Source organism: Algoriphagus machipongonensis (assembly GCF_000166275.1).
In the GTDB taxonomy this organism is placed as follows: Bacteria; Bacteroidota; Bacteroidia; order Cytophagales; family Cyclobacteriaceae; genus Algoriphagus; species Algoriphagus machipongonensis.
Map to the genome: position 1 here is coordinate 662,367 of NZ_CM001023.1, position 24,049 is coordinate 686,415.

General features: G+C 39.9%; 18 protein-coding genes and 1 pseudogene. 14 read left to right on the top strand and 5 right to left on the bottom strand.

Translation table 11 applies throughout. The features are described from left to right. Nucleotides 1-22 precede the first annotated feature (22 nt). Complete coding sequence (locus tag ALPR1_RS02735) at nucleotides 23-2,263, bottom strand: TonB-dependent receptor (protein WP_008198259.1); 2,241 nt, start codon at nucleotides 2,261-2,263, stop codon at nucleotides 23-25. 218 nt (nucleotides 2,264-2,481) lie between these two features. Between ALPR1_RS02735 and ALPR1_RS02740 the strand changes: the two genes are divergently transcribed. The 6 genes from ALPR1_RS02740 (at nucleotide 2,482) to ALPR1_RS02765 (ending at nucleotide 12,262) form a co-directional block, all read left to right on the top strand. Then, nucleotides 2,482-5,586: a PVC-type heme-binding CxxCH protein gene (locus ALPR1_RS02740; RefSeq protein ID WP_008198260.1), complete on the top strand. Its 3,105-nt coding sequence runs from the start codon at nucleotides 2,482-2,484 to the stop codon at nucleotides 5,584-5,586. An 88-nt stretch (nucleotides 5,587-5,674) separates the two neighbouring features. After that, complete coding sequence (locus ALPR1_RS02745; RefSeq protein WP_008198261.1) at nucleotides 5,675-6,868, top strand: FG-GAP repeat domain-containing protein; 1,194 nt, start codon at nucleotides 5,675-5,677, stop codon at nucleotides 6,866-6,868. Between the two features lie 160 nt (nucleotides 6,869-7,028). Further along, entirely contained in the window at nucleotides 7,029-9,077 is a 2,049-nt protein-coding gene (locus ALPR1_RS02750) for an alpha-L-fucosidase (RefSeq protein WP_008198262.1), read from the top strand. A 112-nt stretch (nucleotides 9,078-9,189) separates the two neighbouring features. Next, complete coding sequence (locus ALPR1_RS02755) at nucleotides 9,190-9,762, top strand: gluconate 2-dehydrogenase subunit 3 family protein (RefSeq protein WP_008198263.1); 573 nt, start codon at nucleotides 9,190-9,192, stop codon at nucleotides 9,760-9,762. After that, entirely contained in the window at nucleotides 9,755-11,464 is a 1,710-nt protein-coding gene (locus tag ALPR1_RS02760; RefSeq protein WP_008198264.1) for a GMC oxidoreductase, read from the top strand. The genes ALPR1_RS02755 and ALPR1_RS02760 overlap by 8 nt, the downstream gene beginning before the upstream one ends. A 207-nt stretch (nucleotides 11,465-11,671) precedes the next feature. Beyond that, a complete protein-coding gene (locus tag ALPR1_RS02765; RefSeq protein ID WP_153231759.1) occupies nucleotides 11,672-12,262 on the top strand; it encodes a DUF2971 domain-containing protein in 591 nt (196 codons plus the stop codon). 6 nt (nucleotides 12,263-12,268) lie between these two features. On the opposite strand, the pseudogene ALPR1_RS20785 reads toward ALPR1_RS02765, so the two are convergent. Then, a pseudogene (locus tag ALPR1_RS20785) lies at nucleotides 12,269-12,394 on the bottom strand (threonine/serine dehydratase); the annotation flags it as partial. 239 nt (nucleotides 12,395-12,633) lie between these two features. Between ALPR1_RS20785 and ALPR1_RS02775 the strand changes: the two are divergent. Next, nucleotides 12,634-13,146: a hypothetical protein gene (locus ALPR1_RS02775; protein WP_008198266.1), complete on the top strand. Its 513-nt coding sequence runs from the start codon at nucleotides 12,634-12,636 to the stop codon at nucleotides 13,144-13,146. Nucleotides 13,147-13,181: 35 nt separating this feature from the next. Beyond that, nucleotides 13,182-13,742, top strand: a complete 561-nt coding sequence (locus ALPR1_RS02780) for a hypothetical protein (RefSeq protein ID WP_008198267.1) — start codon at nucleotides 13,182-13,184, stop codon at nucleotides 13,740-13,742. 275 nt (nucleotides 13,743-14,017) lie between these two features. Here the strand turns inward: ALPR1_RS02780 and htpG are convergent, their stop codons facing one another. Beyond that, nucleotides 14,018-15,904, bottom strand: a complete 1,887-nt coding sequence (htpG, locus tag ALPR1_RS02785; RefSeq protein ID WP_008198268.1) for a molecular chaperone HtpG — start codon at nucleotides 15,902-15,904, stop codon at nucleotides 14,018-14,020. A gap of 380 nt (nucleotides 15,905-16,284) precedes the next feature. Here htpG and ALPR1_RS02790 point away from each other — a divergent pair, with 380 nt between their 5' ends. From ALPR1_RS02790 to ccsA (ALPR1_RS02810), 5 genes are all read left to right on the top strand, one after another. After that, entirely contained in the window at nucleotides 16,285-16,950 is a 666-nt protein-coding gene (locus tag ALPR1_RS02790; RefSeq protein ID WP_008198269.1) for a heme exporter protein CcmB, read from the top strand. 151 nt (nucleotides 16,951-17,101) lie between these two features. Beyond that, nucleotides 17,102-17,776: a cytochrome c biogenesis protein CcsA gene (gene ccsA, locus ALPR1_RS02795; protein ID WP_008198270.1), complete on the top strand. Its 675-nt coding sequence runs from the start codon at nucleotides 17,102-17,104 to the stop codon at nucleotides 17,774-17,776. 3 nt (nucleotides 17,777-17,779) lie between these two features. Further along, complete coding sequence (locus tag ALPR1_RS02800) at nucleotides 17,780-18,022, top strand: CcmD family protein (protein WP_008198272.1); 243 nt, start codon at nucleotides 17,780-17,782, stop codon at nucleotides 18,020-18,022. A 12-nt stretch (nucleotides 18,023-18,034) separates the two neighbouring features. Beyond that, nucleotides 18,035-18,451, top strand: coding sequence for a cytochrome c maturation protein CcmE domain-containing protein (locus ALPR1_RS02805; protein WP_008198274.1), 417 nt, complete (start codon nucleotides 18,035-18,037; stop codon nucleotides 18,449-18,451). Nucleotides 18,452-18,477: 26 nt separating this feature from the next. Continuing rightward, on the top strand, nucleotides 18,478-20,997 hold the full coding sequence (gene ccsA / locus ALPR1_RS02810; RefSeq protein ID WP_008198275.1) for a cytochrome c biogenesis protein CcsA: 2,520 nt from the start codon (nucleotides 18,478-18,480) through the stop codon (nucleotides 20,995-20,997). Between the two features lie 69 nt (nucleotides 20,998-21,066). On the opposite strand, the gene pheS is transcribed toward ccsA (ALPR1_RS02810), so the two are convergent. Then, nucleotides 21,067-22,095, bottom strand: a complete 1,029-nt coding sequence (pheS, locus tag ALPR1_RS02815; protein WP_008198276.1) for a phenylalanine--tRNA ligase subunit alpha — start codon at nucleotides 22,093-22,095, stop codon at nucleotides 21,067-21,069. 199 nt (nucleotides 22,096-22,294) lie between these two features. On the opposite strand from pheS, the gene ALPR1_RS02820 reads away from it, so the two are divergent. Next, entirely contained in the window at nucleotides 22,295-22,861 is a 567-nt protein-coding gene (locus ALPR1_RS02820) for a fasciclin domain-containing protein (protein ID WP_008198277.1), read from the top strand. A gap of 57 nt (nucleotides 22,862-22,918) precedes the next feature. On the opposite strand, the gene ALPR1_RS02825 is transcribed toward ALPR1_RS02820, so the two are convergent. Continuing rightward, complete coding sequence (locus ALPR1_RS02825) at nucleotides 22,919-23,989, bottom strand: BF3164 family lipoprotein (RefSeq protein ID WP_008198278.1); 1,071 nt, start codon at nucleotides 23,987-23,989, stop codon at nucleotides 22,919-22,921. Nucleotides 23,990-24,049: the final 60 nt, after the last annotated feature.

The following is a 24,049-nucleotide window of genomic DNA, read 5'->3' on the forward strand; positions in this document are numbered from 1 at the left end:
TAAATGAACTTAGAATTTACACTTAATAATTGAATGCTGCTTTGATTCCTCCATACCAATTGCTGGTAGGTGCAGGCTGGTAATACCTGCCTCCAAATGGATTTAAATCATTTCCTAAGGAGTAGCTTTCATTCAGTAAATTGTCCACTCCTCCGAAAACTTCCAGCTCCCATGATGTTCCAAGCCATTTGGCCCATCCAAACCTAAGATTCACCAAATTATAAGCGTCTTGATAAACCGTATTAGAATCATTTAATGGGATTTCATCTGTGAACTGGTGGGTGAAATTGAGATAAATCCCGGGTTTGGTTCTCAAATCCAGTCGAGTAATCAAGTTATTAGGAGGGACTCCCGTCAAATCATTTCCGGAATAGTCATTGTCATTATTCTGGTAGTCTTTGAATTTGAAATAATGCCCTGTAAATGCTGTGCCTATTTGCAGGTTGCTGAAGAAAGAATCCGAGTTTTGAATCAGTGTATAATCCAAAGCTAGTTCTATTCCTTTTTGATCCGTGGCTCCAGCATTTCGGAAGAGTACGACTCCCTGCTCATTAGTATAAGTTGTGATGGTCTGTTTGAGCTGAAAGTAAAAAACCGTAGCGTCGACATTGAGGCGATCCTTACCAAGTCGATAACCAAGCTCAGAATTTAATCCTTTTTCGGCCTCCAAGTCAAGGTTTAAACTTCCCTCATTTGTTCGTACTTCATCAATTGTTGGTGGTGAAAACCCTGAGCTTATGGAAGAATACAGGGAGGATGACTCATTGATGCGGTAGTTAAAAGCCAATCTAGGCACCAAAATAGGATCAAAAGTTCTTTTCTGTAGTCCAATTGGCCCTCCAGAGGCATCAATTTGTCGGTCTATTTCAAAACTTGAGAAATTTTCACTTAAGCCTAGTGTAATTAGTAATTCTTTGCTGCCTTGCCATTCCGCTTGTTGGAATAGGAAGCCTTGACTTGCTTTAAGTTTGTCAGCAAATCGGATGGTGTCTGCGACTCCACCCCGATTCCCGAAATTTTGGGCTTCCGTTCTGCTTGTTTGATATTCAGCACCAGCGATTAATCTTAAGTCTTTACCTCCTAGCTGGGTGTTGATTGTGAATTTGGTTCTACCACCATAACCATAGCTAAGCTCCTTTTTATAATCCAGGTTAAATGGATTTTCGAAGTCAGTAGTAGTAAGGTAAAGAGTGGTGTTATTAGATGTGGCATTAGAGAAGTGGTACAAATGTCCCAAAGAAGCATAAACTGATTGCTGGGCTATGGAGCTGTTTTGTTCTACAGACCCAGGTCTGGCCTGTGTAGGGTCTTCAGCTACCTGATCCGCATTGAGGCCTCCAGGGATTTGATAATTCAAATCTGAAATCAAAAGTTGGGTTCGGATTTCTTGCGCTTCAGATGCTTTAAATAATCCTCCCAACTGAAATACTTTTCTGTCCATGGCAGATTGCTCCCGGTACCCATCCGATTTTTGGCGAACATAAGAGGCCTCTATCCCTCCATTTCCAATGGGCTGATTCAGCGCTAATCTATAGCGGCTTAGGCCAAAACTACCCGTCATCAGGTCTGTGCTTATTTTTCCTCCTTGAGGCTCGGCTTGACTTCTCAAATCCACTACTCCGCCATTTCCTGCTCCATAAATACTTCCTGAAGGACCTTTGATGATTTCTGCCGCCCGAATATTACTAAGATCAAGAAGGTTCAATGGTGTGGTGCCATCTGGAGCGGTGAAAGGGACATCATTCCAATATACTTTCACATTTCTGACGCCGAAAGGAGCTCTCAGGGAGCTTCCTCGAATGGAAACCCGGTAAGAAGCTGGAGCTCTTTCCTCGATTCGTATTCCGGGTTTGGTATTAAAGGAATTGACAATGGAAGTTTCGTTGAATCGGTTAAAATCTCGCTCAGTGACGATTGCTATTGCTGAGGATTGCTCTAATAAGGGTCTTTCTGACTCAAAAGCAGAAACCGTGACAGAAGCTAGGTTAATGCTAATAGGGGTCAAGTGAACCTCATGATCACCGGGCTCAAAATTTCTTGACAAGGTCTCATAACCTTCTAAAGCAAAGATGATTTCTGTTGATTCAGTAAAGTCTAAAGTTATTTTACCTTCTGAATTTGAATTGACAATTGGAGAATTTCCTGCCTTTACACGCACGTTTTTCAGCGAGTTTCCGGTCTGTTGATCCACCACATGGATATTTATTTGAGCATGAACCTGAAAAGCCAGGAACAGGAAAACCAATGGTAAGAGTTGTTTCATAATGGAAAAATAAAAGGAATCTTGGAGAGTAAAGCCAGATTTTAAGACAAAGGTTTCATTCAGACTTCTTAAATAGGTTGTCAAGAGTGTAAATTGAAGCGGGATGAGACTAATTGTTTGGAAAATAGGGTGAAATAAGATACTTTCTATGGGTTTTTATACTGAGATAAAATTTATTGGTATAAAAACCTATTCGACCCAAAATATCCAGTTTGCCGATGAAATCTACCTTCCTATGTTTCTTAGGATTTACATTCTTATTTGCTTGCCAACCTAAAGAGCAAAAAGAATACGATCCAGATTCCTTCATAGACCCCGAACTTTTCAAAGATCATATCCGCGTTACGGATTATCAGACACCTGAAGAGGAAATGGCAGGATTTCATTTGCCCCCTGGATTTGAAATAAACCTCTATGCTTCCGAACCGGATATTACCAAGCCTATCAACATGGAATTTGATGACAAAGGAAGGCTTTGGGTGACCCATTCAATTGAATATCCTTATGAGGCTTCTACAGGTTCGGGGACGGATAAAATCACAATTTTAGAGGATACAGATGGTGATGGGAAAGCCGATAAATTCACGGATTTTGCCAGTGATTTAAACATCCCAATTGGCATCATGCCAGTGAAAGGTGGAGCAGTCGCATACAGTATTCCGAATATTTATTTTTTCGAAGACAAGGATGGAGATGATCGATACGATGAGAAAAAGGTGCTTTTGGGACCTTTTGGGCACGAAGACACCCATGGGATGATCAATAATTTTATGCGGGGAATCGATGGTTGGATCCATTCTTCCCACGGTTTTCGAAATACCTCTCATATCGCAGGAGCAGATGGGGATAGTATTCATATGACTTCAGGGAATACTTTTCGATTTAAGATTGATGGGAGCAGAGTTGAGCAAACTACCTATGGCAGGGTTAATCCCTTTGGCTATGCTGTAGATGATTTAGGATATATTTATTCAGCGGATTGCCATTCGATGCCGATTTACCAAATTATCAATCAAGGCGATTATCCTCATTTCGGCAAAAAATCTCCTGGACTTGGTTTTGGTCCGCAAATGATGGATTACCAAATTGGGTCTACGGCACTTTCAGGCTTGGAGTATTACACGGGGTTGGATTTTCCAGAGGAGTATCGCAATAGTTTCTTTTCTGGCGATGTGGTAGCATGTCGAGTGAGTAGAAACTCAGTAGAATACATTGGTTCTACACCTCAGGCGATCAAGGAGAAAGATTTTTTGGTCAGTGAGGATCCTTGGTTTAGACCTGTGGATATCAAAATTGGTCCTGACGGAGCCTTATATATCGCGGATTTTTATAACCGCATTATTGGGCATTACGAAGTGCCTTTAGACCATCCGGGAAGGGATAGAAAAAGCGGAAGAATCTGGAGAATCACTTACAAAGGTGAGTCGGGAGATAAAACGGATTGGTCTCAGGCAACCATAGATGAGTTGGTAGAAGGATTGGGAAGTGAGATTTTTCATCATCGAATGTTGGCTTCGAATCGTTTGGTAGATTATTCTGGCCAAGACGCCATTGCGCCGACGAAAGGAGTTTTGGCAGATTCAAAAACCAATTCCAAACAGAAAGTCCATGCACTTTGGGTGTTAAAAAGGTTGAATAATTTAAGTTTTGATGAGTTGAGAAAAGCAGCAGAAAGTCAAGATCAAGAGTTGAGAGTTCATGCTTTTCGGATTTTGGGTGAGTATCCTACCTTGGGAGAGGACTATAAAAAGCTGGCTTTAGCAGGACTTAAAAATTCAGATCCGCATACGCAACGTGCGGCGGCTGATGTGTTGGTCAAGCATCATGATCAGATGGATATTCAGCCATTGATAGAAGCAGTGGAAAAAACTCCGATGAGTGATACACACTTGAAGTACACCTTATTGATTGCCTTGCAGGAACATCTTAGGGAGAATGATATTTTGGATCAGACCGTTACTCAAAACTGGAGCACTGAAGATGCTTCGGTGTTGATGGATGCTATGACTGATGTGCCATCGTCAAAGGCTTCAGAGTTTATTTTCGCCAATCTGAAAACTCAAAATCCAAGTCATGATCGTACCGTGGCATATCTGGAGCATGTGGGAAGGTACATTCCAGAAGCACAGCTAAATCAAGCTATCTCTTTTATTCGGGAGAAATTTAAAAACGATCCTGCCGCTCAGTATTCATTATACCTAACCATTCAGTCAGGACTAGGGCAGCGTGGAGGAAATGCAGGCAATAATCAAATGAAAAATTGGGCAATATCTTTTGCAGGAGATTTTCTAAAAAATCTGGAAAATAAGCCTACAGCCATCAAAGATCAGCCTTCGGCACATGCAGATGAAGAATATGAATACTATGAGGAAATAGCGAGACAGCAGGAGTTTGCGACCCAGATTGCAAAAGAGAATAAGCTGGATTCCTACGAGCCTGGTCTTCGGGATTTATTAAATTCTTCCTGGGCAAAAAACCGTCCCAGGGCGATGGCTGCTCAAGCTCTTATGGAGTTGAATCCTTCAGGGAATGCGAGTTTGGTAGAAAGTAAACTTTTGGACAAGGATTCGGATCCTGCTTTCCGGGAAGAATTGGCCAAAGCGATTGGAGCTTCGTCTTATTCAGGAAGTTTAGCCATGCTAAATGAAGCCCTTCAAGAAGCCCCAAATGGCTTACAAGTAGCAATAGCTACGGTATTTGTCAACTCTAATCCGGGAAGAAATAGCTTGCTTCAAGCTGCACAGGAAGGGATGATTTCACCTAGAGTGCTTTTGGATCGACGCGTAAATGAGCAATTGCTTTCGGAAATGAACCCTGCTCAAATTCAATCCTATGAAGCTTTGACTGGAGGAATGGCTTCTGTTGTTGAAGAAAGACAAGAGCTGATTGATGCTCGTTTGGCTAGGTTTGTCCCTAAACCAGACATAGAAAAAGGAAAAGCGATTTTTATCAATACCTGCACGGTTTGTCATCAAATTGAAGGTCAGGGAGGCATTATTGGTCCGCAACTGGATGGAATTGGCAACTGGGGAAGAAGGGCGTTGACGGAAAAGATTTTGGATCCGAACAGAAATATTTCTCAGGCATTTAAAACCTATACCATTACCACAAAAGATGGCAAGGTGCTCAGCGGCTTGTTTAGAAGAGAGGAAGGTGAACAGGAGATTTATGCAAATGCTGGGGGGCAGGAGTTTTCAGTTGCCAAATCAAATATCAAAGAGAAGAAAGTATCTCAATACACTTTGATGCCTGATAATTTTAATGAGACCATTTCAGAAGAGGATTTTGACGCATTGATTGGGTTTTTATTGACTCAAAAATAAAGTGAACAGTAGGCAGTCTCAGTACCCAGTCAAAGTGTCATCTCAATTAAAAAACTATTGAATATCACGGACTCTTTACCCAAAAACCATGAGAAAAAATCAAGTTGTTTTCCTGATATGTTTAGGATTTGGTATAAGCCATTTCTGTGAAGCTCAATTGATGGCCGATCGAGATAAAAGTCAGGATATTCCTTTCAAAAAAACCATATTATTCTCTGATTTTGTATCCGAGGGAGTTGCTGTGGGAGATGTTAATAATGATGGGAAATTAGATGTGATGGCTGGGCCATTCTGGTTTGAAGCGCCCACTTGGGAAAAGCATGAGATTTATGAGCCGAAATTATTTGTGGCTGAAAAAGAATGGAGCAACTCGATGTTGAATTTCGATCTGGATGTAAATCTTGACGGTTGGGTTGATTTGATACGGGTGGACTTTCCTGGGAAAGCAGTGTATTGGCATGAAAATCCAAAGGGAATGGAGGGTCATTGGAAAGTTCACATGATCCACGAAACCGTCGGGAATGAGTCCCCGAATTTTGTGGATATAGATGGGGACGGAAGGAAGGATATTCTTTGTGGAGATGTGGCCAATAAACAAATGATTTGGCTGAAAGCTCCTACAAAACCAGGAGAAACAGAGTGGGAAAAATATACAATAAGTCAGCCGGGAACACCGGGAAGTGAGAATTTTTCACATGGTCTAGGTTATTCAGACATGAATGGAGATGAGAAACCTGATGTGGTTATCCGTGAAGGATGGTGGGAAAACCCAGGCGATCCAACTCAAAAGGATTGGAACTGGAACCTATCCAATTTGGGTGAGCCTGTTTCACACATGTATTCGTTTGACTTCAATCAAGACGGTTTCATGGATGTATTTGCCGCTTCTGCTCATGAGCGAGGAGTTTGGTGGTACGAAAATGTAGGGGATGGTTCCAATCAAAAATTTGATAGGCATTTGCTTACTGAGGAGATGTCTGAAACCCATGCTGTCGCCTTTGAAGATCTAAATGGTGATGGTCAAAAAGATTTCATTACAGGCAAACGATTTTATGCCCATATGAGGGAAGGAACCGGGGCTTTGGAGCCAGCTTATTTGTATTGGTTTGAGTATGAACTTGGGGCAAACCCGAGGTGGGTAGCCCACCAAATTGATGATGATTCAGGTGTGGGGCTGAATGTGGTGGCGCAAGACATCAATGAAGATGGATTGCTGGATGTGGTGATTGCCAATAAAAAAGGAATCTTTGTTTTTGAACAAATGGGGAACTCATCAAAATAATAGGGCAGGTAAAATCGTATTCTCAAAGATAAAGAAAGTGCAAAAACTGAAAAACTAATTTCTTTTATTATTTTTTCGAAAAACTATCTCGCTCTTCTTATATTTTTTTCTTTATTTTCTAAGGTATTTTAGGTAGTATGCTCCCTCAAAATCAGAATTCATGAAAAAGTATGTCTGGCCATTTTTGGCATTGGTATTAAGTTATTGTCAAGAAAAAGGCACTCCCCCAGCACCTGTTGAACCCACTCCAGCACCTCGTCAAATTGCATGGCAAGAACTGGAATATTACGGGTTCCTACATTTCAATATGAATACTTTCTCTGATCGGGAATGGGGTTTTGGGGATGAAAAACCGGAACAGTTTAACCCTACTGAGCTAGATGCCAGACAATGGGCAAAAGTAGCCAGTGAAGCAGGTATGAAAGGCTTAATTATCACGGCAAAGCACCATGATGGTTTTGTGCTTTGGCCTTCAGCATACACAGAACACTCTGTGAAAAACAGCCCATGGAAAGATGGAAAGGGAGATTTGATCAAGGATTTATCGGAAGCTTGTAAGGAATACGGGTTGAAATTTGGGATTTATTATTCCCCATGGGACAGAAATCACCCCGATTACGGGAAGCCAGAATACATTACTTACATGAGAAATCAGTTGACCGAGTTGCTGACGAATTATGGAGAAATATTTGAAGTCTGGTTTGATGGAGCCAATGGAGGTGATGGGTATTATGGTGGAGCCAATGAAACCAGAAAAGTGGATAAACTGACCTATTATAACTGGCCGGAAGTCTATGAACTAGTAAGAGAATTACAGCCAAATGCTGTGATGTTCAGTGATGGTGGTCCAGATGTAAGATGGGTTGGTAATGAGCATGGAGAGGCCTTTGAAACGAACTGGGCTAATTTGATGCGAGATTCTGTCTATGCAGGGATGCCTGATTACCCTCAGAAATATGCACCTGGTCAGGAAAATGGGACGCATTGGGTGCCTGCTGAGACCAACGTTTCGATTCGTCCGGGATGGTATTACCATACTTATGAAGATCATAAGGTCAGAAGCTTGGCCAACTTGGTCGATATTTACTACAATAGTATTGGGCGAAACACTTCTTTGCTAATCAATTTCCCGGTCGATACTCGTGGGTTGATTCATGAAAATGATGAGGAAGCTATTTTGAAATTGGGAGAAAAGATAAAAGAAGATTTTGCTGTGAATTTGGTCTCCCAGGCAGTTGTCACTGCTTCAGTTGAAAGAGGATCAGATTATCAGGCAGAAAATGTTCAAGATGAGGCTTATGAAACTTATTGGTCTGTTCCAGATGGTCAGACTTCCGGAGCAATTGAAATAGATTTTGGTAAACCAACTGTTTTCAACAGGCTTCTGATTCAGGAATATGTTGTTTTAGGACAGCGCATCAAGGCTTTTTCTTTAGAAAAAGAAGTAAATGGAAACTGGGAGAAAATTACAGAAGCCACAACAGTAGGGCATAAGCGGATTTTGAGATTTCCAGATGTGGAGGCTCAAAAAGTCAGAGTTAATTTCTTAGATGCAAAGGATGTCCCTGTAATTGCTGAGGTTGGGATTTACCATGCGCCAAAATTGTTACTCCCTCCCACGACTAAGCGTTCAACCTCCGGTGAAGTGACTTTGACTGCTCCCGATACTGATTTGGAATTGTATTACACCTTAGATGGCAGCACTCCAACCAAAGAAAGTCAAGCCTACAGTTCCCCAATTCCTGTAAATCAAGCTACCACTTTGCTGGCAAGTTCTTATGATCCTGCCACGGAGAAAATGAGTGACCCAGTTCGTTTGGATTTGGATTTGCCAAAAGCAGGCTGGAAGGCAATAGGAACAGCTGATATGAAGGCCATTGATGAAAACTCCAACAGCTATTTCACAAGTGAAAATGGCATGCTGACGATTGATTTGGGGCAGACTATAGAAATCCAAGGCTTTAGTTATATGCCGATGCAGGCGCGTTATCCAAGTGGTATCATAACCAATTTCCAGTTCCAAGTGAGTCAAAACGGAAGCAATTGGGAGACCATGGCTTCTGGTGAATTCTCTAATATCGTGAATAGTCCTATCGAGCAATTGGTAAGATTTGACCCAGTAAATACCCGGTATATTCGGTTGAAGGCGACCAAAACAGCAGATGGAAACGGGGCGACTTTCGGTGAGCTTGGAGTTTTGACGAAATAATTTTTCTTGGTGAGGAAGGCGAATTTTACCTTAAGTCATAAATGAATAGAATTATTATGGCTTTTTGGTTACATTATTTGCCCGAAAATACCTCACCCAAAATAATAGAATTATGAACAGAAGAATTGCGCTCAGGCATTTGGCGTTAATCTCAGGAGGCTTAGCTTTTATCCCTTCCTGCGATTTTAGCTCGGATGATATCCTGGCTGCCTATAAAAATTTGCAAGTTACCCAGTCTCAAAAGCAGTTATTGGGGGAAATCTCAAATACCATTATCCCAGCAGGTGAAATCAAAGGTGCTTTGGATATAGAAGTTCCTGATTTTATTTTGGTCATGGTCAATGACTGCATGAATTCAGAACAGCAAAAGCAATTTACCGAAGGCTTAAAAAATTTCCCTTCCTATGTGAAAAGCGCTCAGGGAAACAATTTCACATCCCTTGCCACAAAAGAAAAAGAAAGCGTAGTCCTTTCAGGGCAAGCCTTAGAAGGAGATGAAACTGAAGAGGGGCTAAAAAACAAGGCAATCTCTTATTTCCTGAATACCACCAAGCGATTTACCATTCAAGGCTACATGGCCTCAGAATACATTCAATCCGAAGTAATACCCTATTCTTTAATTCCAGGTGCCTACAATGGTTCTGTGTTGATTTCGGATATTCAAAAACCAAGAATCAATGGCTAATTTAAATATCAAAGATAAACAGGAACGTACTTACGAAGCCATTGTGATTGGTTCAGGAATCAGTGGTAGCTGGGCAGCAAAAGAACTCTGCGACCTTGGGGTGAAAACCCTGATGCTGGAGCGAGGTAGAAATGTCGAGCACAACAAAGATTACCCGACAACCAATATGCTTCCTTATGAATTTGAACACCGTGGGCAAATTACCCAAGCGGAAAAAGAAGCAAATCCAGTAGTCAGTAAGTGTTATGCCTTTCGTGAAGATGCCAAACATTTCTTTGTCAAAGATGCCGAGCATCCTTATGTGCAAGAAAAACCATTTGACTGGATCCGAGGCTATCAGGTAGGAGGAAAGTCTTTGCTTTGGGCCAGACAGGTTCAGCGCTGGTCAGATTTTGATTTTGAAGGACCGGCAAGGGATGGGTTTGCAGTGGATTGGCCGATTCGATACAAGGATATTGCTTCTTGGTATAGCCATGTGGAAAAATTCGCAGGAGTTTCAGGTAACAAAGACGGATTACCGAATTTGCCTGATGGGGAATTTCTTCCGGGATATGATCTAAATATAGTTGAGAAGCATTTTCAGGAGCAGTTGAAAAAAACTTATGGTAACGACCGTCATTTGATTTCTTCTCGATGTGCCCATATTCATGAGGCTAGACCAGAATTTACAGCGCAAGGCAGAGCTTTTTGTCAAAACAGAAACTTGTGTCAAAGAGGATGTCCATTTGGAGGTTATTTCAGTTCCAATTCATCTACCATTCCATGGGCTCTGAAAACAGGGAATCTGACATTGAGACCCGATGCGGTGGTTCATTCCATTATTTATGATGAGCAAGCAGGAAAAGCAACCGGAGTAAGAATCATCGATGCGCATACCAAGGAAATGGAAGAGTTTTATGCACCGGTGATTTTCTTGAATGCGGCCGCTTTGAATTCCAACCTGATTTTGATGAATTCCACTTCCAATCGTTTTCCAAACGGTTTAGGAAATGACAATGGATTGCTTGGCAAATACGTGGCATTCCATAATTACCGTGCTCAAGTTTCTGGTCAATATGAAGGGTACCAAGAATACACGACTTCCGGAGGAAGACCAACCAGTGGATATTTTCCAAGATTCCGAAATGTGTACAAACAGGAAACGGATTTCTTGCGGGGTTATGCCGCTGGTTTCTCAGCAAGCCGAGGCGTTAGACCAAATACGGAAGGCGTCGGAATGGATCTGAAAAACAACTTACTGAACCCAGATCAATATGGGCCTTGGTATGTGGGGTCGCATATGATGGGAGAGACTATTCCTAAGGAAAGTAATTATGTGGCTTTGGATCCTGACCTAAAAGACCCTTACGGTATGCCACAGCTAAAAATTAGCGTGGATTATGATGACAATGACGAAAAGATGATCAAGGATTATCAGGAGCAGATGTCAGAGATGTTTGAGAAAGCAGGATTTACGAATATCCGTGTGAATGACGATCATCGTCAGCCGGGATTGGATATCCATGAGATGGGCGGCGTAAGAATGGGAAAAGACCCGAAAACTTCCTTGTTAAATGGGAATCATCAGCTTCATGCGGTCCCAAATGTCTATGTGACAGATGGAGCAAGTATGACTTCCACTTCTACGCAAAACCCTTCTTTGACTTATATGGCTTTTGCAGCGAGAGCAGCCCATCATGCGGTTGCGGAAAGCAAAAAGTAAAGTCAGAATTCTAAAGTATGAAATCTGAAAATGGGCCCAAGTCGAGAGATTTGGGCTTTTTTGTTAATTTAAACTATGATTTATAAATACAGAACTGTAGAAGTTGGGCTGAAAATTCTCAAGAATCAATCCATAAGATTTTCTTCTCCTAGCGAATTTCCAGATACAATGGATGTTGCACCTTTATTGATAGATTTTCAGTTCAGGTTGAATGATAAAATTGGGGATGAACAAAAAAAGGATTTGGAGATTCTTTTTGAAAAATGGCCCGCCTTGAAAATAAGAAGCATAAATAATGAAAGATTAATAAGTGATGCTTATCAAGACATGCTACTTAAAAAAAATAAAATTTTAAAGATTTGTTCTTTTTCGACAAACGGAAATTCCAATCAATTATGGAAAAATTATGGTGATTCTGAAAAAGGGATTGTTTTAGGTTTTGAGCCAGATTTGCAAAAAAAATTTCTTATAGAGTCCCCCGAGTTCTTTTTTGGAGGACTAGTAGAATATGTTGATGAGTATCCAACTATAAAGTACCAGGAATCTCCCAAGGAAGAAATTTATTCTTCTTGGGTAAGAACTAAGCTCAAAAAGGAGTTTGATTGGGAAGAAGAATATCGAATTGGATTTTTTAAAAATGATTTGTCCCTTTTAAATGAGAGAAACATTGAAGTAAAATTTGATCCTACTTCACTCCTAGAAATTAGATTTGGGAAATTGATAAGTAATGGTGATAAACACCAGATTTTATTTCTATTGGAAAAAAAGGGCTGGAGCCATATTAAATTGATTGGATGACCATTTTCAAAACGGCAACTTCCCTAAATCTACATTTCCACCAGAAAGGATAATCCCCACTTTTTTTCCAGCAAATCGATCCTGATTCGCTAATAAAGCTGCCAAAGGTACGGCGCAAGAAGGTTCGATTATCTGCTCTTCGGGATTTGTAATCCCGAAGTTCTTTCCGAAGATTTTTAATCTTCGATTCGAAATCAGCTTGACCCTGAACATCCTATTAGCTATAAAAAAAGGGATTAATTTACTTATTTAGGAAAAGCTAGAGCGCATTTGAAATCCTATGATCTCAAGTTCAGGATTGCATCCTCGATATAAATCGGGACCTGAACAGCTAGAAGACTCTATCGGACAATTAAATAGAGAGTTTAAATATGGAAATAAAGGGACAAAGTGTAATTAGAACAATTCTATTTTCAGTCTTTATTTTATGTTCAAAAGCATTATTAGCACAGGAACTTCCAAACCCAAGAATTATCAATGAGGAGAACTTCATTAAGTCAATGCGAGTAAATACCCCTCGGATTTTTGCGATGAGTCCTCTCGGTAATATAGATAGTGTAAAGTATGAAGGCTACTATGCAGTTTTAAAGATAAATAATAGAAAAGTCAGCGAAATAGTTTACCCAACTGATATAGAGCCTTTAATTTCCAGAATGAGCGATTTTGCAAAAAAAGATATCAACGAAAGGATTGGCTTAGGAGAATTTAAGTTTTTGAATATTGATCAGATCATAGTTCCTGCAATAGTTGAATATATTCACTTTGAAACTGAAGACCTCCGTTTGGATGTGGTATTGGAAAAAATACTCCCTAAAATAGGTTTTACACCAAATACTTATGTTTTATCTCCTGTCTTTATGCAGGTTGGAAACCCAAAACGATAGCAGTTTTTAAAAAATACAGAATCAATAGAACACCGATGAAAATACTTCTAAAAGTTAACCTTGCATTTAGTGTTTTATTTGGTTTAATGGCATGCTCCAGTCAAAAAGATGTTCAAAGTAAAAGCGACGAATATGACTTGATCAATTATTTAATAGAGCAGGATGATAATTATAAAGTAAGTCAAGATTTTCTAAGTTGGGAAGAAAATAGCTATTCGACTTATCATGATTTTAATCCTTCCGAACTTGAAGAAGTTGACTTTTTGGCAATCAATAAAGAGCTTGATTTAGACACCTTACTTACATCTGATGAATTAGATCAATTGAAAAGTAAGATTGCTTCAGTAAAGCCTAAAAAGCTTAAAAAAAGTGGAGTTGTAGCATCATCAAAATTAGTTAATAATAAAATGGATGTTATTTACCCCGCTTCCATAATGGGAGTTGCTTATCCTTTAATTATTCATGTGAATGGTGGTGAAACTTTTGGGTTTATTTTATCTGTTTTCAGTGAGAAGGGTACCTATTATTCTATTTATAAAAAGGAGGTTAGTGGTGATTGGGAAATAATCCATAAAGCAATGATTTCAATTCAATAAAAGAATTATCCCAATTGTTTTGAGTTCAGCTCTTCGGGCTTGCTGAAAGTAAGTTGTGACGGATGAAGTCTAAAGCCTGCCTACCGGAGGTAGGTGAAAAGTCAAAAAAATAGAAAACCCTCCTGGAAGAGATTCTGGGAGGGTTTTGTGTTATAGGCTCTTGGGTACTTAGAATCAAAAATCCCCGAGAATTTCGGGGATTTTTGGGTATTTAATTTAAAACCTTCGGGGAGATCTCTCCTCTTGTCGAGATGACACCCCAAAGGTTGGATCGTTTATAGCAATTCTACGCTTCTTTTTACAAAGGCAGTCAGGTCTTTACCAGTTAGTAAGCCTTGGGAAAGTAGCGCTAGATCAAATGATTGCTTCGCTAAGCTGATTTTTTCCTCTTCAGACTCCGCTTTCAATACCTTATCTACCACAGGGTGGTTTCCATTGATCGCTACTTTATAGGCATCTGGAAGCTGGCCATAGAAGCCCATTCCTCCGCCACCAGTGGCAGCCATGTCCTTCATTCTACGCATAAATTCTTCCATGGTGATCGTCACAGGAAGTTCCTCTGGGCTCAATCCTTCTACTTCCACTGAGTAAGTTTTATTATTAATCGCTTTTTCGAAGATTTCCTTCACCTCTTTACTTTGATCTTCAGTAAGTAGGTTGTCATAAGTATCTTCCTTTTGGATCAATTTTTCTGCTACGTCCGCATCCACACGCTTCAGTTGGGTTTTCTCCAGCTTAGATTCCAAGTTTTGGATAAAATGGCTGTCGATTGGAGAATCCATTACCAAAACATCATAATCCTTTTTATTGGCAGACTGGATAAAGGAGTCTTGTTTTTCTAAGTCAGTAGCATATAGAATGACAGTTTGCTCATTCTTATCTGTCTGATTAGGCTTTACTTTCGCTTGATATTCTTCTAGCGTAAAGTATTCTCCATTGGTGTTTTTAAGTAAAGCGAAGTCTTTTCCCTTTTCGTAGAATTTATCTTCAGAGATCATTCCGTATTTCACGAATAGCCCGATGTCATCCCACTTCGCTTCATAACTTGTTCTGTCCTTCTTGAATAGTTCGGCAAGTTTATCCGCCACCTTTTTGGTGATGTAAGAGTTGATTTTCTTTACATTTCCATCTGCCTGTAAGAAGCTTCTGGATACATTCAAAGGAATATCTGGAGAATCAATCACACCATGAAGCAACATCAAGAACTCAGGAACAATGTCTTTTACCTCATCGGTAATAAATACCTGACGAGAGAATAACTTAATCTTGTTTCTCTGAAGTTCGAATTCGTTCTTCACCTTTGGGAAGTAAAGCACACCAGTCAAATTGAATGGGTAGTCTACATTTAGGTGAATCCAGAAAAGTGGATCCTCAGACATAGGATAAAGCTCCTTGTAGAAATTTAGGTAATCCTCATCTTTCAAATCACTGGGTGACTTAGTCCAGATGGGCTCTGTGGTATTGATGAAGTTTTCGACCTCAACAGATTTCCATTTCTTTTCACCTTTGTCATCCACTCCATCTTCTACAGATTCGGTTTTGGTTCCGAATTTAATTGGCACTGGAAGGAATTTGGCGTATTTGTCAAGGATACCCTGAAGCTTAAATTTATCTACAAACTCTTCTGAATCTTTGTTGATGTGTAAGATTACATCTGTTCCGCGTTCTTTTCTTGAACCTTCAGAAATTTCAAAAGAAGTGGAACCGTCACAAGTCCATTTGGCTGGTTCAGCACCTTCCTGGTAAGAAAGTGTATTGATCTCGACCTTGTCTGCCACCATAAATGCCGAGTAGAAACCTAATCCGAACTTACCAATGATTTCATTGGCATCTTTGGCGTCTTTGAATTTCTCTACGAATTCTTCTGCGCCAGAGAAAGCAACTTGGTTGATGTACTTTTTGATCTCCTCTGCAGTCATTCCAAGACCTTTGTCAGAGATGGTGATCGTTTTTTTCTTTTCGTCAAAGCTTACTTCTACCGTAGTGTCACCAAGCTCACCAGTATACTGACCTAATGTCGCCAGTCTTTTGATTTTTTGCGTCGCATCGACAGCATTTGATACAAGTTCTCTGAGAAAAATCTCATTGTCAGAATAGAGGAACTTCTTGATAATCGGGAAAATGTTCTCGGTATGGATCGAGATCGTGCCTTTTTCCTGCATGGCTATAATTTAATTTAGTTAAACACAATTTGATGAAATGAGGATTGCAACTGTTGTTCCAAAGCGGAATTGGTGTCATTTTGGCAGGAACACAAGTCAGAAATCAAAAGTGATAAATCTAAAAATTCTCGATAGATCTCAGCTTGAAATCGTAACTATATTTGTCAGTTCTAGCAAATTCAAATATCCTTTGACTTTGCTACCAAAGACAGATTGATTTAATGGCACGATATGCGGGTCAGTCCGAGCACTTGAGAGACGGGAGTCTCGAAATCGAGGACCCTTCGACTTCGCTCAGGCTGACAACCTTGCATTCCACGAATGCTTTAATTTTTCAATTTTTCAAGCTTATAATTTTCTAATCCATCTATCTTTGTCTGATGCTAAAGGAAATCTCAGTCCTCATTCAGAAAGAGCTTACCCTCGAGTGGCGCCAAAAATATGCGCTCAATGGGATTTTACTTTATGTGGTTTCTGCAGTTTTTATTACTTATCTCAGTGTAGGTGCAAGACAGGGGAATATTTCAGCTCCCACCTGGAATGCGCTATATTGGATAATTATTCTTTTTTCTGCTGTGAATGCTGTGGCCAAGAGTTTTGTTCAAGAGCATCAGGGGCGACAACTTTATTATTACATGATTGCATCCCCAGAAGCAATTATTTTATCCAAAATCATATACAATACCGGACTTACGCTTGTTTTAGCATTATTAGGGTATGGAGTTTTTTCGGTGATTTTGGGTAACCCCGTAGAGGATCAAGGCTTGTTTATCCTTAATTTGATTTTAGGGGCTATGGGCTTTTCTGCCAGTTTGACCATGGTCAGTGGGATAGCTTCCAAAGCTGGAAATAATGCCACACTCATGGCAATTTTAAGTTTTCCGGTGATTATCCCTATACTATTGATGGCGATTCGTATTTCTAAAAATGCCATGGATGGTCTGGACTGGAGTGTCAGTGCGGATAAAATCATCTCACTTCTTGCGATCAATGCGATTGTTGCGGCCGCGGGATATATCTTGTTCCCTTATTTGTGGAGGTCGTAGGCTTGAAATTGGAAGATTATGATCTCCAATTGATATACCCTCAATAAGGATTACTGACTATTGTGGACCCAGAGTTCAAAAGACTTTAGAAAAAGCAGCGAAATCAGGAACTTATGCCTTATTTTTGCGCTTGAATTAGCAAAAATACCCTATGCGCCAAAGCTGGTGGAAAATCCTTGCCATCGCCCTGCTGCTGTATACCTTAACTGCAGGTTTGCTGATGGATGTTCCTCGACTTCCGATCTTAAATGAAACGATACGAGCACTTCATTTCCATGTCACCATGTGGTTTGGAATGATTCTGATGCTGGTGGTTTCTGTATATTACAGTATTCGGTATTTAAGAACCAACGACATCAAGAATGATGACATGGCTATTGAATTTGCTGGAGCAGCGATTCTTTTTGGGGTCCTGGGCATCGTGACAGGAATGCTTTGGGCAAAATTTACCTGGGGAGAATATTGGAGTTCGGATCCAAAACAGAATGCAGCTGCCATAGGAATCTTAATGTATTTCGCCTATTTGATTTTGCGGAATTCTTTGACGGATACTCAGCAAAGAGCAAGGATAGGTGCTATTTATAACATCTTTGCTTTTGCCGCATTTATCCCTTTAATATTTGTCTTACCAAGATTGACGGATAGCCTTCACCCAGGTAATGGTGGAAATCCAGGCTTCAATGCCTATGACCTTGACTCTAAATTGAGGATGGTTTTTTACCCGGCAATTATTGGATGGACACTTTTAGGCAGTTGGATTGCAACTGTGCGCGTCAGAATGCGTAGGGTGGAAAGAGTATTAGAAGAACGAATGATTAATTCCTGATCGATGAAAAAACTAGTGTTGATTGCATTGATGATTTTCTCCTTGAGTGCTGTGGCGCAAGAGAAGATCCCTGTAACAGAATCTGACTACTCCAATAATTCTGTGGAGATGGCAGATGTAATGAGATCCAATGGCAAAATTTACGTATTAGTAGGTGTGATCGTATTGATCTTTGCAGGAATAACCGTATACCTAATTAGTACGGATAGGAAAATCAGTAAACTGGAACAAAACATTCAATCCTAAATTTCGAAAACGATGAAAAAAGGACATATCATAGGAATAGGAATTATTGCTGTAGCAATTGTCATCATCATGACTTCCATTGGTGATGCAAGTAGCTATGAAAGCTTCAGTACTGCACTTGAGATGAAACAAGAAGGGGATGATCAACCGATACACGTTGTTGGACAGCTGAAGAAAAATCAAGCAGGAGAAGTGACCGGATTGAATGTCAGAGACGATAAAACCTCTTTTACATTTGTGTTAGTGGACAATGATGGCACTGAACAAGAAGTGTTTTATAATGAGCCTGTACCTGCGGATTTCACCCGATCCGAATCTGTGGTGGTGATAGGGCAATACAAGACAGAAGAAATTTTCATCGCAGACAAAATCCTGATGAAGTGCCCCTCTAAATATCAGGAAACCGACGTGCAGGCGGCTGGAATGTGAGTTTGACTAGTTAGAACAAAAAATCCATGATCAATACCTTTATCGGTAATTTTGGCCACTTAATGACCATAGTGGCCTTTGTCAGTTCATTGGTGACTGCCTACGCCTACTATCAGTATTTTCGTGCCAACGAATTAGAAAAAGCGAGTTGGAGAAAATTTAGTCGCTTCAGTTTCTATATCCATAGTGTTTCAGCCACTTTGATAGCGGTTTCACTTTTTGAGATTATTTACAATCATCGCTATGAGTATTTTTATGCCTATTCGCATAGCTCAAAAGCATTGCCTGTACATTACATGATATCCAGTTTCTGGGAAGGACAGGAAGGAGCCTTTATCCTGTGGATCTTCTGGAACGTAGTTTTGGGGATTACCGTCATCAACACCAACAAGTTCTGGGAAGGACCGGTAATGATCGTATTCTCACTGGTTCAGGCTTTTTTGGTTTCCATGATTCTAGGAGTCGTTATTGGAGATTTAAAAATTGGTAGCTCACCATTTATTCTTCTAAGAGATGCTACGCAGGCTCCTATATTTCAGATGAACCCTGACTTTGTACCTGAAGACGGAACAGGGCTTAACCCGCTATTACAAAATATTTGGATGGTGATCCATCCCCCGACCTTGTTTTTGGGATATGCATCGACTTTAGTGCCATTTGCTTTCTTAATGGGAGGCTTAATGATGAAAAGGTACTCTGAGTGGATCAGACCTGCTTTGCCATGGGCGATTTTCTCTGCCATGATCCTTGGAATGGGAATTATCATGGGAGCTTATTGGGCTTATGTGACATTGAACTTTGGCGGCTATTGGAACTGGGATCCGGTGGAAAATGCCGTATATGTTCCTTGGTTGGTCTTGGTAGCAGCCATTCATACCATGATTACCTTTAAGAAAAGTGCGACTGCACTCAAGACTTCGATTGTTTTGGTGATTATGACCTTTATTTTGGTGCTTTACGCGACTTTCCTTGTTAGATCCGGGGTATTAGGTGATGCTTCGGTACACTCTTTTACAGATTTAGGGCTTTCTGGTCAATTGCTGATATACATGCTATTCTTCTTGGTAGTAGCAGTCTTTTTGGCAGCAAGAGCATGGAAGCATATTCCTTCATCCGAAAAGGAGGCTTCCGTTTACTCTCGGGAGTTTTGGGTGTTTATCGGAGCGACTACCTTAGGTTTGATGGCTTTTCAAGTTATTCTTCCCACTTCCATACCGGTTTGGAATACTTTGGTAGAAAGTTTTGGTGGGATTTCTAATATGGCTCCACCAGCAGATCAGATTGAATTCTATACAAAATTCCAATTATGGTTCGCTGTAGTTTTGGCCTTATTAACTGCCGTAGGCCAGTTTTTCTGGTGGCAGAAAATGGACAAGCAAACCTTGAAAAACACGCTGGTCACACCTTATATAGTTTCTGTATTGATTTCGGCAGGCATTATTGTTTTAGCAAAAGTTTACGATTGGAAATATATCATTATCGTATTGGCAGCAACTTTCACAATTGTTGCCAACTCTGTAATTCTCGCTAAAATCCTGAAAAAGTCAACATTCAAACTTGCTGGAGGATCACTGGCGCATATAGGTTTAGGAATGGCCTTAATAGGCATTATGTTCAGCTCAGGTTATTCTGATGTCATTTCTATCAATATGTCAGGATTGACCTATAGCAATAGCTGGGAGGATGAACTTAATAAAGAGCATGTCCTTCTTTGGATCAATAAACCTACTCAAATGAAAGACTACACGGTGACTTACCGTGGTAGACAGAAAAAGGTGGTAGGAGTTCCAGAATATGTGCCTGCCAAACTATTGGAATCGACGGGAAATGTCAATGAGGCCATTGCTTTGGAAGATTATAAAAATTACTTCCAGCATGGAGACACCTTGGACTTGGTTTTAGAAGAAAATGACTATTTCAAAATCGACTATTACCAAAATGAAAAGCTTCAGTTTTCTTTGAACCCGATGTCTCAGTTTAATTCTAGCATGGGAGGTTTGATTTCTTCGCCAGATTCAAAAATCTATTTGGACAAGGATCTTTATACCTATGTCGCGGCTATGAACGACTATGAAGACCCAGATTGGAAAGAAGAAGAAATCTACGAAGCAGCTCCTGGAGAGCAATTCCATGTTGCAGATTTTGTCACCTATTTTGATGGTGCTGATGTGATGGAGGAAATTGATGGCTACGTGCTACAAGAAGGGGATGTTGCTGTAAAAGCAAAACTGAGAATTTTGGATTACGATGTAGAAAAAGTATTAGAGCCTACCTTTATCATCAGAAATAATCAAGTGGGTAAAATCCCAGTAATAGACTCAGAATTGGGGATCAAAATCACCTTAGATAATATCCTTCCAATGGAGAATAAATTTGTCTTTAAAGTCAATCAATACCAAAAGGATTATGTAGTGATGAAAGCCATTGTGAAACCTTACATCAATGTACTTTGGATTGGGACAATCATCATGCTGACCGGCTTTACAGTCGCAATCTTTAGAAGGTTTGATGAGTTCAAAAAAATGAGAGACAAGGGTCTTGAATAAGATCAACTTGCTATAAAAACAGAAAAGCCCGATTTCAATCGGGCTTTTCTGTTTTAAAGATGTTTTTATCTATAATATCGGCCTAAACTGCTTTAGGAACCGGACATCGTTTTCTGTAAATAATCGAAGATCTTTGATCTGGTATTTCAACATGGCGATTCTTTCTATTCCCATTCCGAAAGCAAATCCAGTGTATTTTTTGGAATCGATACCACAGTTTTCCAAAACATTTGGATCTACCATTCCAGAACCACCAATTTCTACCCATCCTGTACCTTTACAGACGTTGCAGCCTTTTCCGCCACAAATCATACAGGTGATATCAATCTCTGCGCTAGGCTCAGTAAATGGGAAATAGGAAGGTCTGAATCTGACCTTGGTTCCTTTCCCAAACATCTCTTTTGCAAAGTGGTATAGGGTATTCTTTAAATCGGCAAACCCAACGTTTTCATCTACATATAAACCTTCCACTTGGTGGAAAATACAATGTGCGCGAGCAGAAATTGCCTCATTTCTATACACTCTTCCCGGAGAAAGTGTTCTGATCGGAGGTTTTTGATTTTCCATCACACGAACCTGCACCGAAGAGGTATGCGTACGCAAGGCGATATCAGGATTTTTTTCAATGAAGAAGGTGTCCTGCATCTCACGGGCTGGGTGGTTTTCAGGGAAGTTTAAGGCAGTAAAATTATGCCAATCATCTTCTATTTCTGGTCCTTCAGATAAGTTGAAACCGATTCTCTCGAAAATCTCAATAATTCTCTGTCTGGTTGCTGTTAGAGGATGAATACCACCAATTTCATGATTGGAGGGCGGTAAAGTCAAATCAATATCAGCAGATTTTGACTTTTTATTGGCTTGATTAACTTTCTCGATTAATTCCTGAAATTTTTCTTCAGCAATTTGCTTCACTCCATTTACCAATTGTCCAAAAGCTCGTTTTTCCTCATTTGGGATTTTCCCCATTTCGGCAAAAAGTCCACCCACTACGGATTTCTTAGAAATAAATTCCATTCGGAAAGACTCTAATTCTTCGGGTGTATTTGCGTCTGCCTTCGCAATAGCAGCTTTTATTGCTTCAATTTTCTCCTGATACATGCTTTACCAATTAATCAAGCCACAAAGCTAAGGGTTTTAGGCTTTTTAAGACAAAAAAATGAAAAGGGATTCGCATCCTTTGCCAGCCAAAAAAGGAGAGTTCTTACAATTCTTTCAAATCTCCCTCAATCCAACCCATCCATATGCTTCGTAATTCACTTCAAATAGGAAATAAAAAATCATCAAAACTTACAACATTATGAAAATTCAAAATCTTTTAAAATTCGCCATGTCGGCATTTATTTTCTTGTCTGCAAATATTGCTTTTGCTCAAATGGAGAATACCGTGATGGTGGGAGGAGCAGAAATGTATCCTTCTAAAAATATTGTGGAGAATGCAGTAAATTCTGCAGATCACACGACATTGGTTGCCGCAGTAAAAGCTGCTGGTTTGGTTGAGACATTACAAGGTGCAGGACCATTTACCGTATTTGCTCCGGAAAACTCGGCTTTCGAGAAACTTCCTGAAGGTACTGTAGAGACTCTTTTGAAGCCAGAGAACAAAGCGCAATTACAAGCGGTTCTTACTTACCATGTAGTAGCAGGTAAAATGGGCTCTAAGGAGATTGCTGCTGCAATTAAAAAAGGGAAAGGAAAAGCGGTTCTTACTACTGTGCAAGGAGGTAAATTAACTGCTTGGATGAAAGGTAAAGACCTTTATATCACAGATGAAAACGGGGGTCAATCTAAAGTGACTATCGCAGATGTTTGGCAGAAAAATGGAGTGATTCACTCTGTGGATACCGTAGTTCTTCCAAAAATGTAATAGTAATTTGTTACCCAATCGAAGGCCGGCTCTAGTATTAGAGTCGGTTTTTTTTGTTTATAAAAGCTCCTTCGGGATCTGAAAAACAGCAATGCCTGGATCTTCCCCAGTGGTCAAGGCATAGATTTCATTGGCCTGTTCGTTGATTGAAATATAAGAAACTGACCTATCCAATAACAGTCGCCATTTTGGTTTTCCCTTTAAAGTGAATACCCTGATTTCTTTGGCTGTCAACCCTGATTTTGCATAGTCGTTATAAGAAAATCCGGAGTAGAGTGCAAAAATGAATTTTTCACTTACAGCCACCTCTTGATATTTCTTTGGATAGTTAGGGGGAAAACTCATCATTCCTCCGAATTTACTGTCTATGTACTCAAATTCAGGTACCTTCAGGTCGGGCCCGATCACGGAAATAAAATCTTTAGTTTTATAATTGAATATTTCCAGCTTATCTCGATACATACTCGTTAAGACATAAACCTCATTTTCCTGATTTCCACCAAACCTACCTTTGTTTAGAAGGCTTATTTGATTTATTGGTAAATCTGGCATTTCAGCAATTTTTTCTAAGTCACCATAATGTCCAATTAGTTTTCCTTCTCGATCAAATTCCAAAATTTTGCTTTCGCTTTCACTTGCCATTCCCAGATAGTTTCCATTAGGAATTAAAATCAGATCCAAACGTCCCAGACTTGGATCAGGAATATTGTGATCCTTACTAGCCAATAAAGAGGTGTCATTCATCGAAAATGAAGAGATCTTTCTGTTATTGTAGTCATTTACCCAAAAATTGTCTTTGTCCTGTGATTCTATAAAAGAGGGTACATTATTTTCTAATGGACCTTGGCCAACTTTACCTTTGGGTTTATCATAAGTCCAGTCTACCGTATTGATGATATGAAAGCGAGGATATTCATCTGGAACATTATGGTATTCACCAATCAGTATTTTATCCCCTTGATGCATAAAACTTGAAGGATTTATTATCTCTTCAAAAAAGTGTAATTCAGAACTGATTTCGATCTCTTTAAAATCATCGAGTTCTATTGATATTATCGAGTTCTTCTCGGATTCTGATGTACAGGAAAAGAAAAAGATGGATAGAGCAAGGTGGTATAAATATCTCATATAAATAACAATTTAGTTATCATTACTAATATTTAGTAGAAGGGTAAATAAAAAAACCGA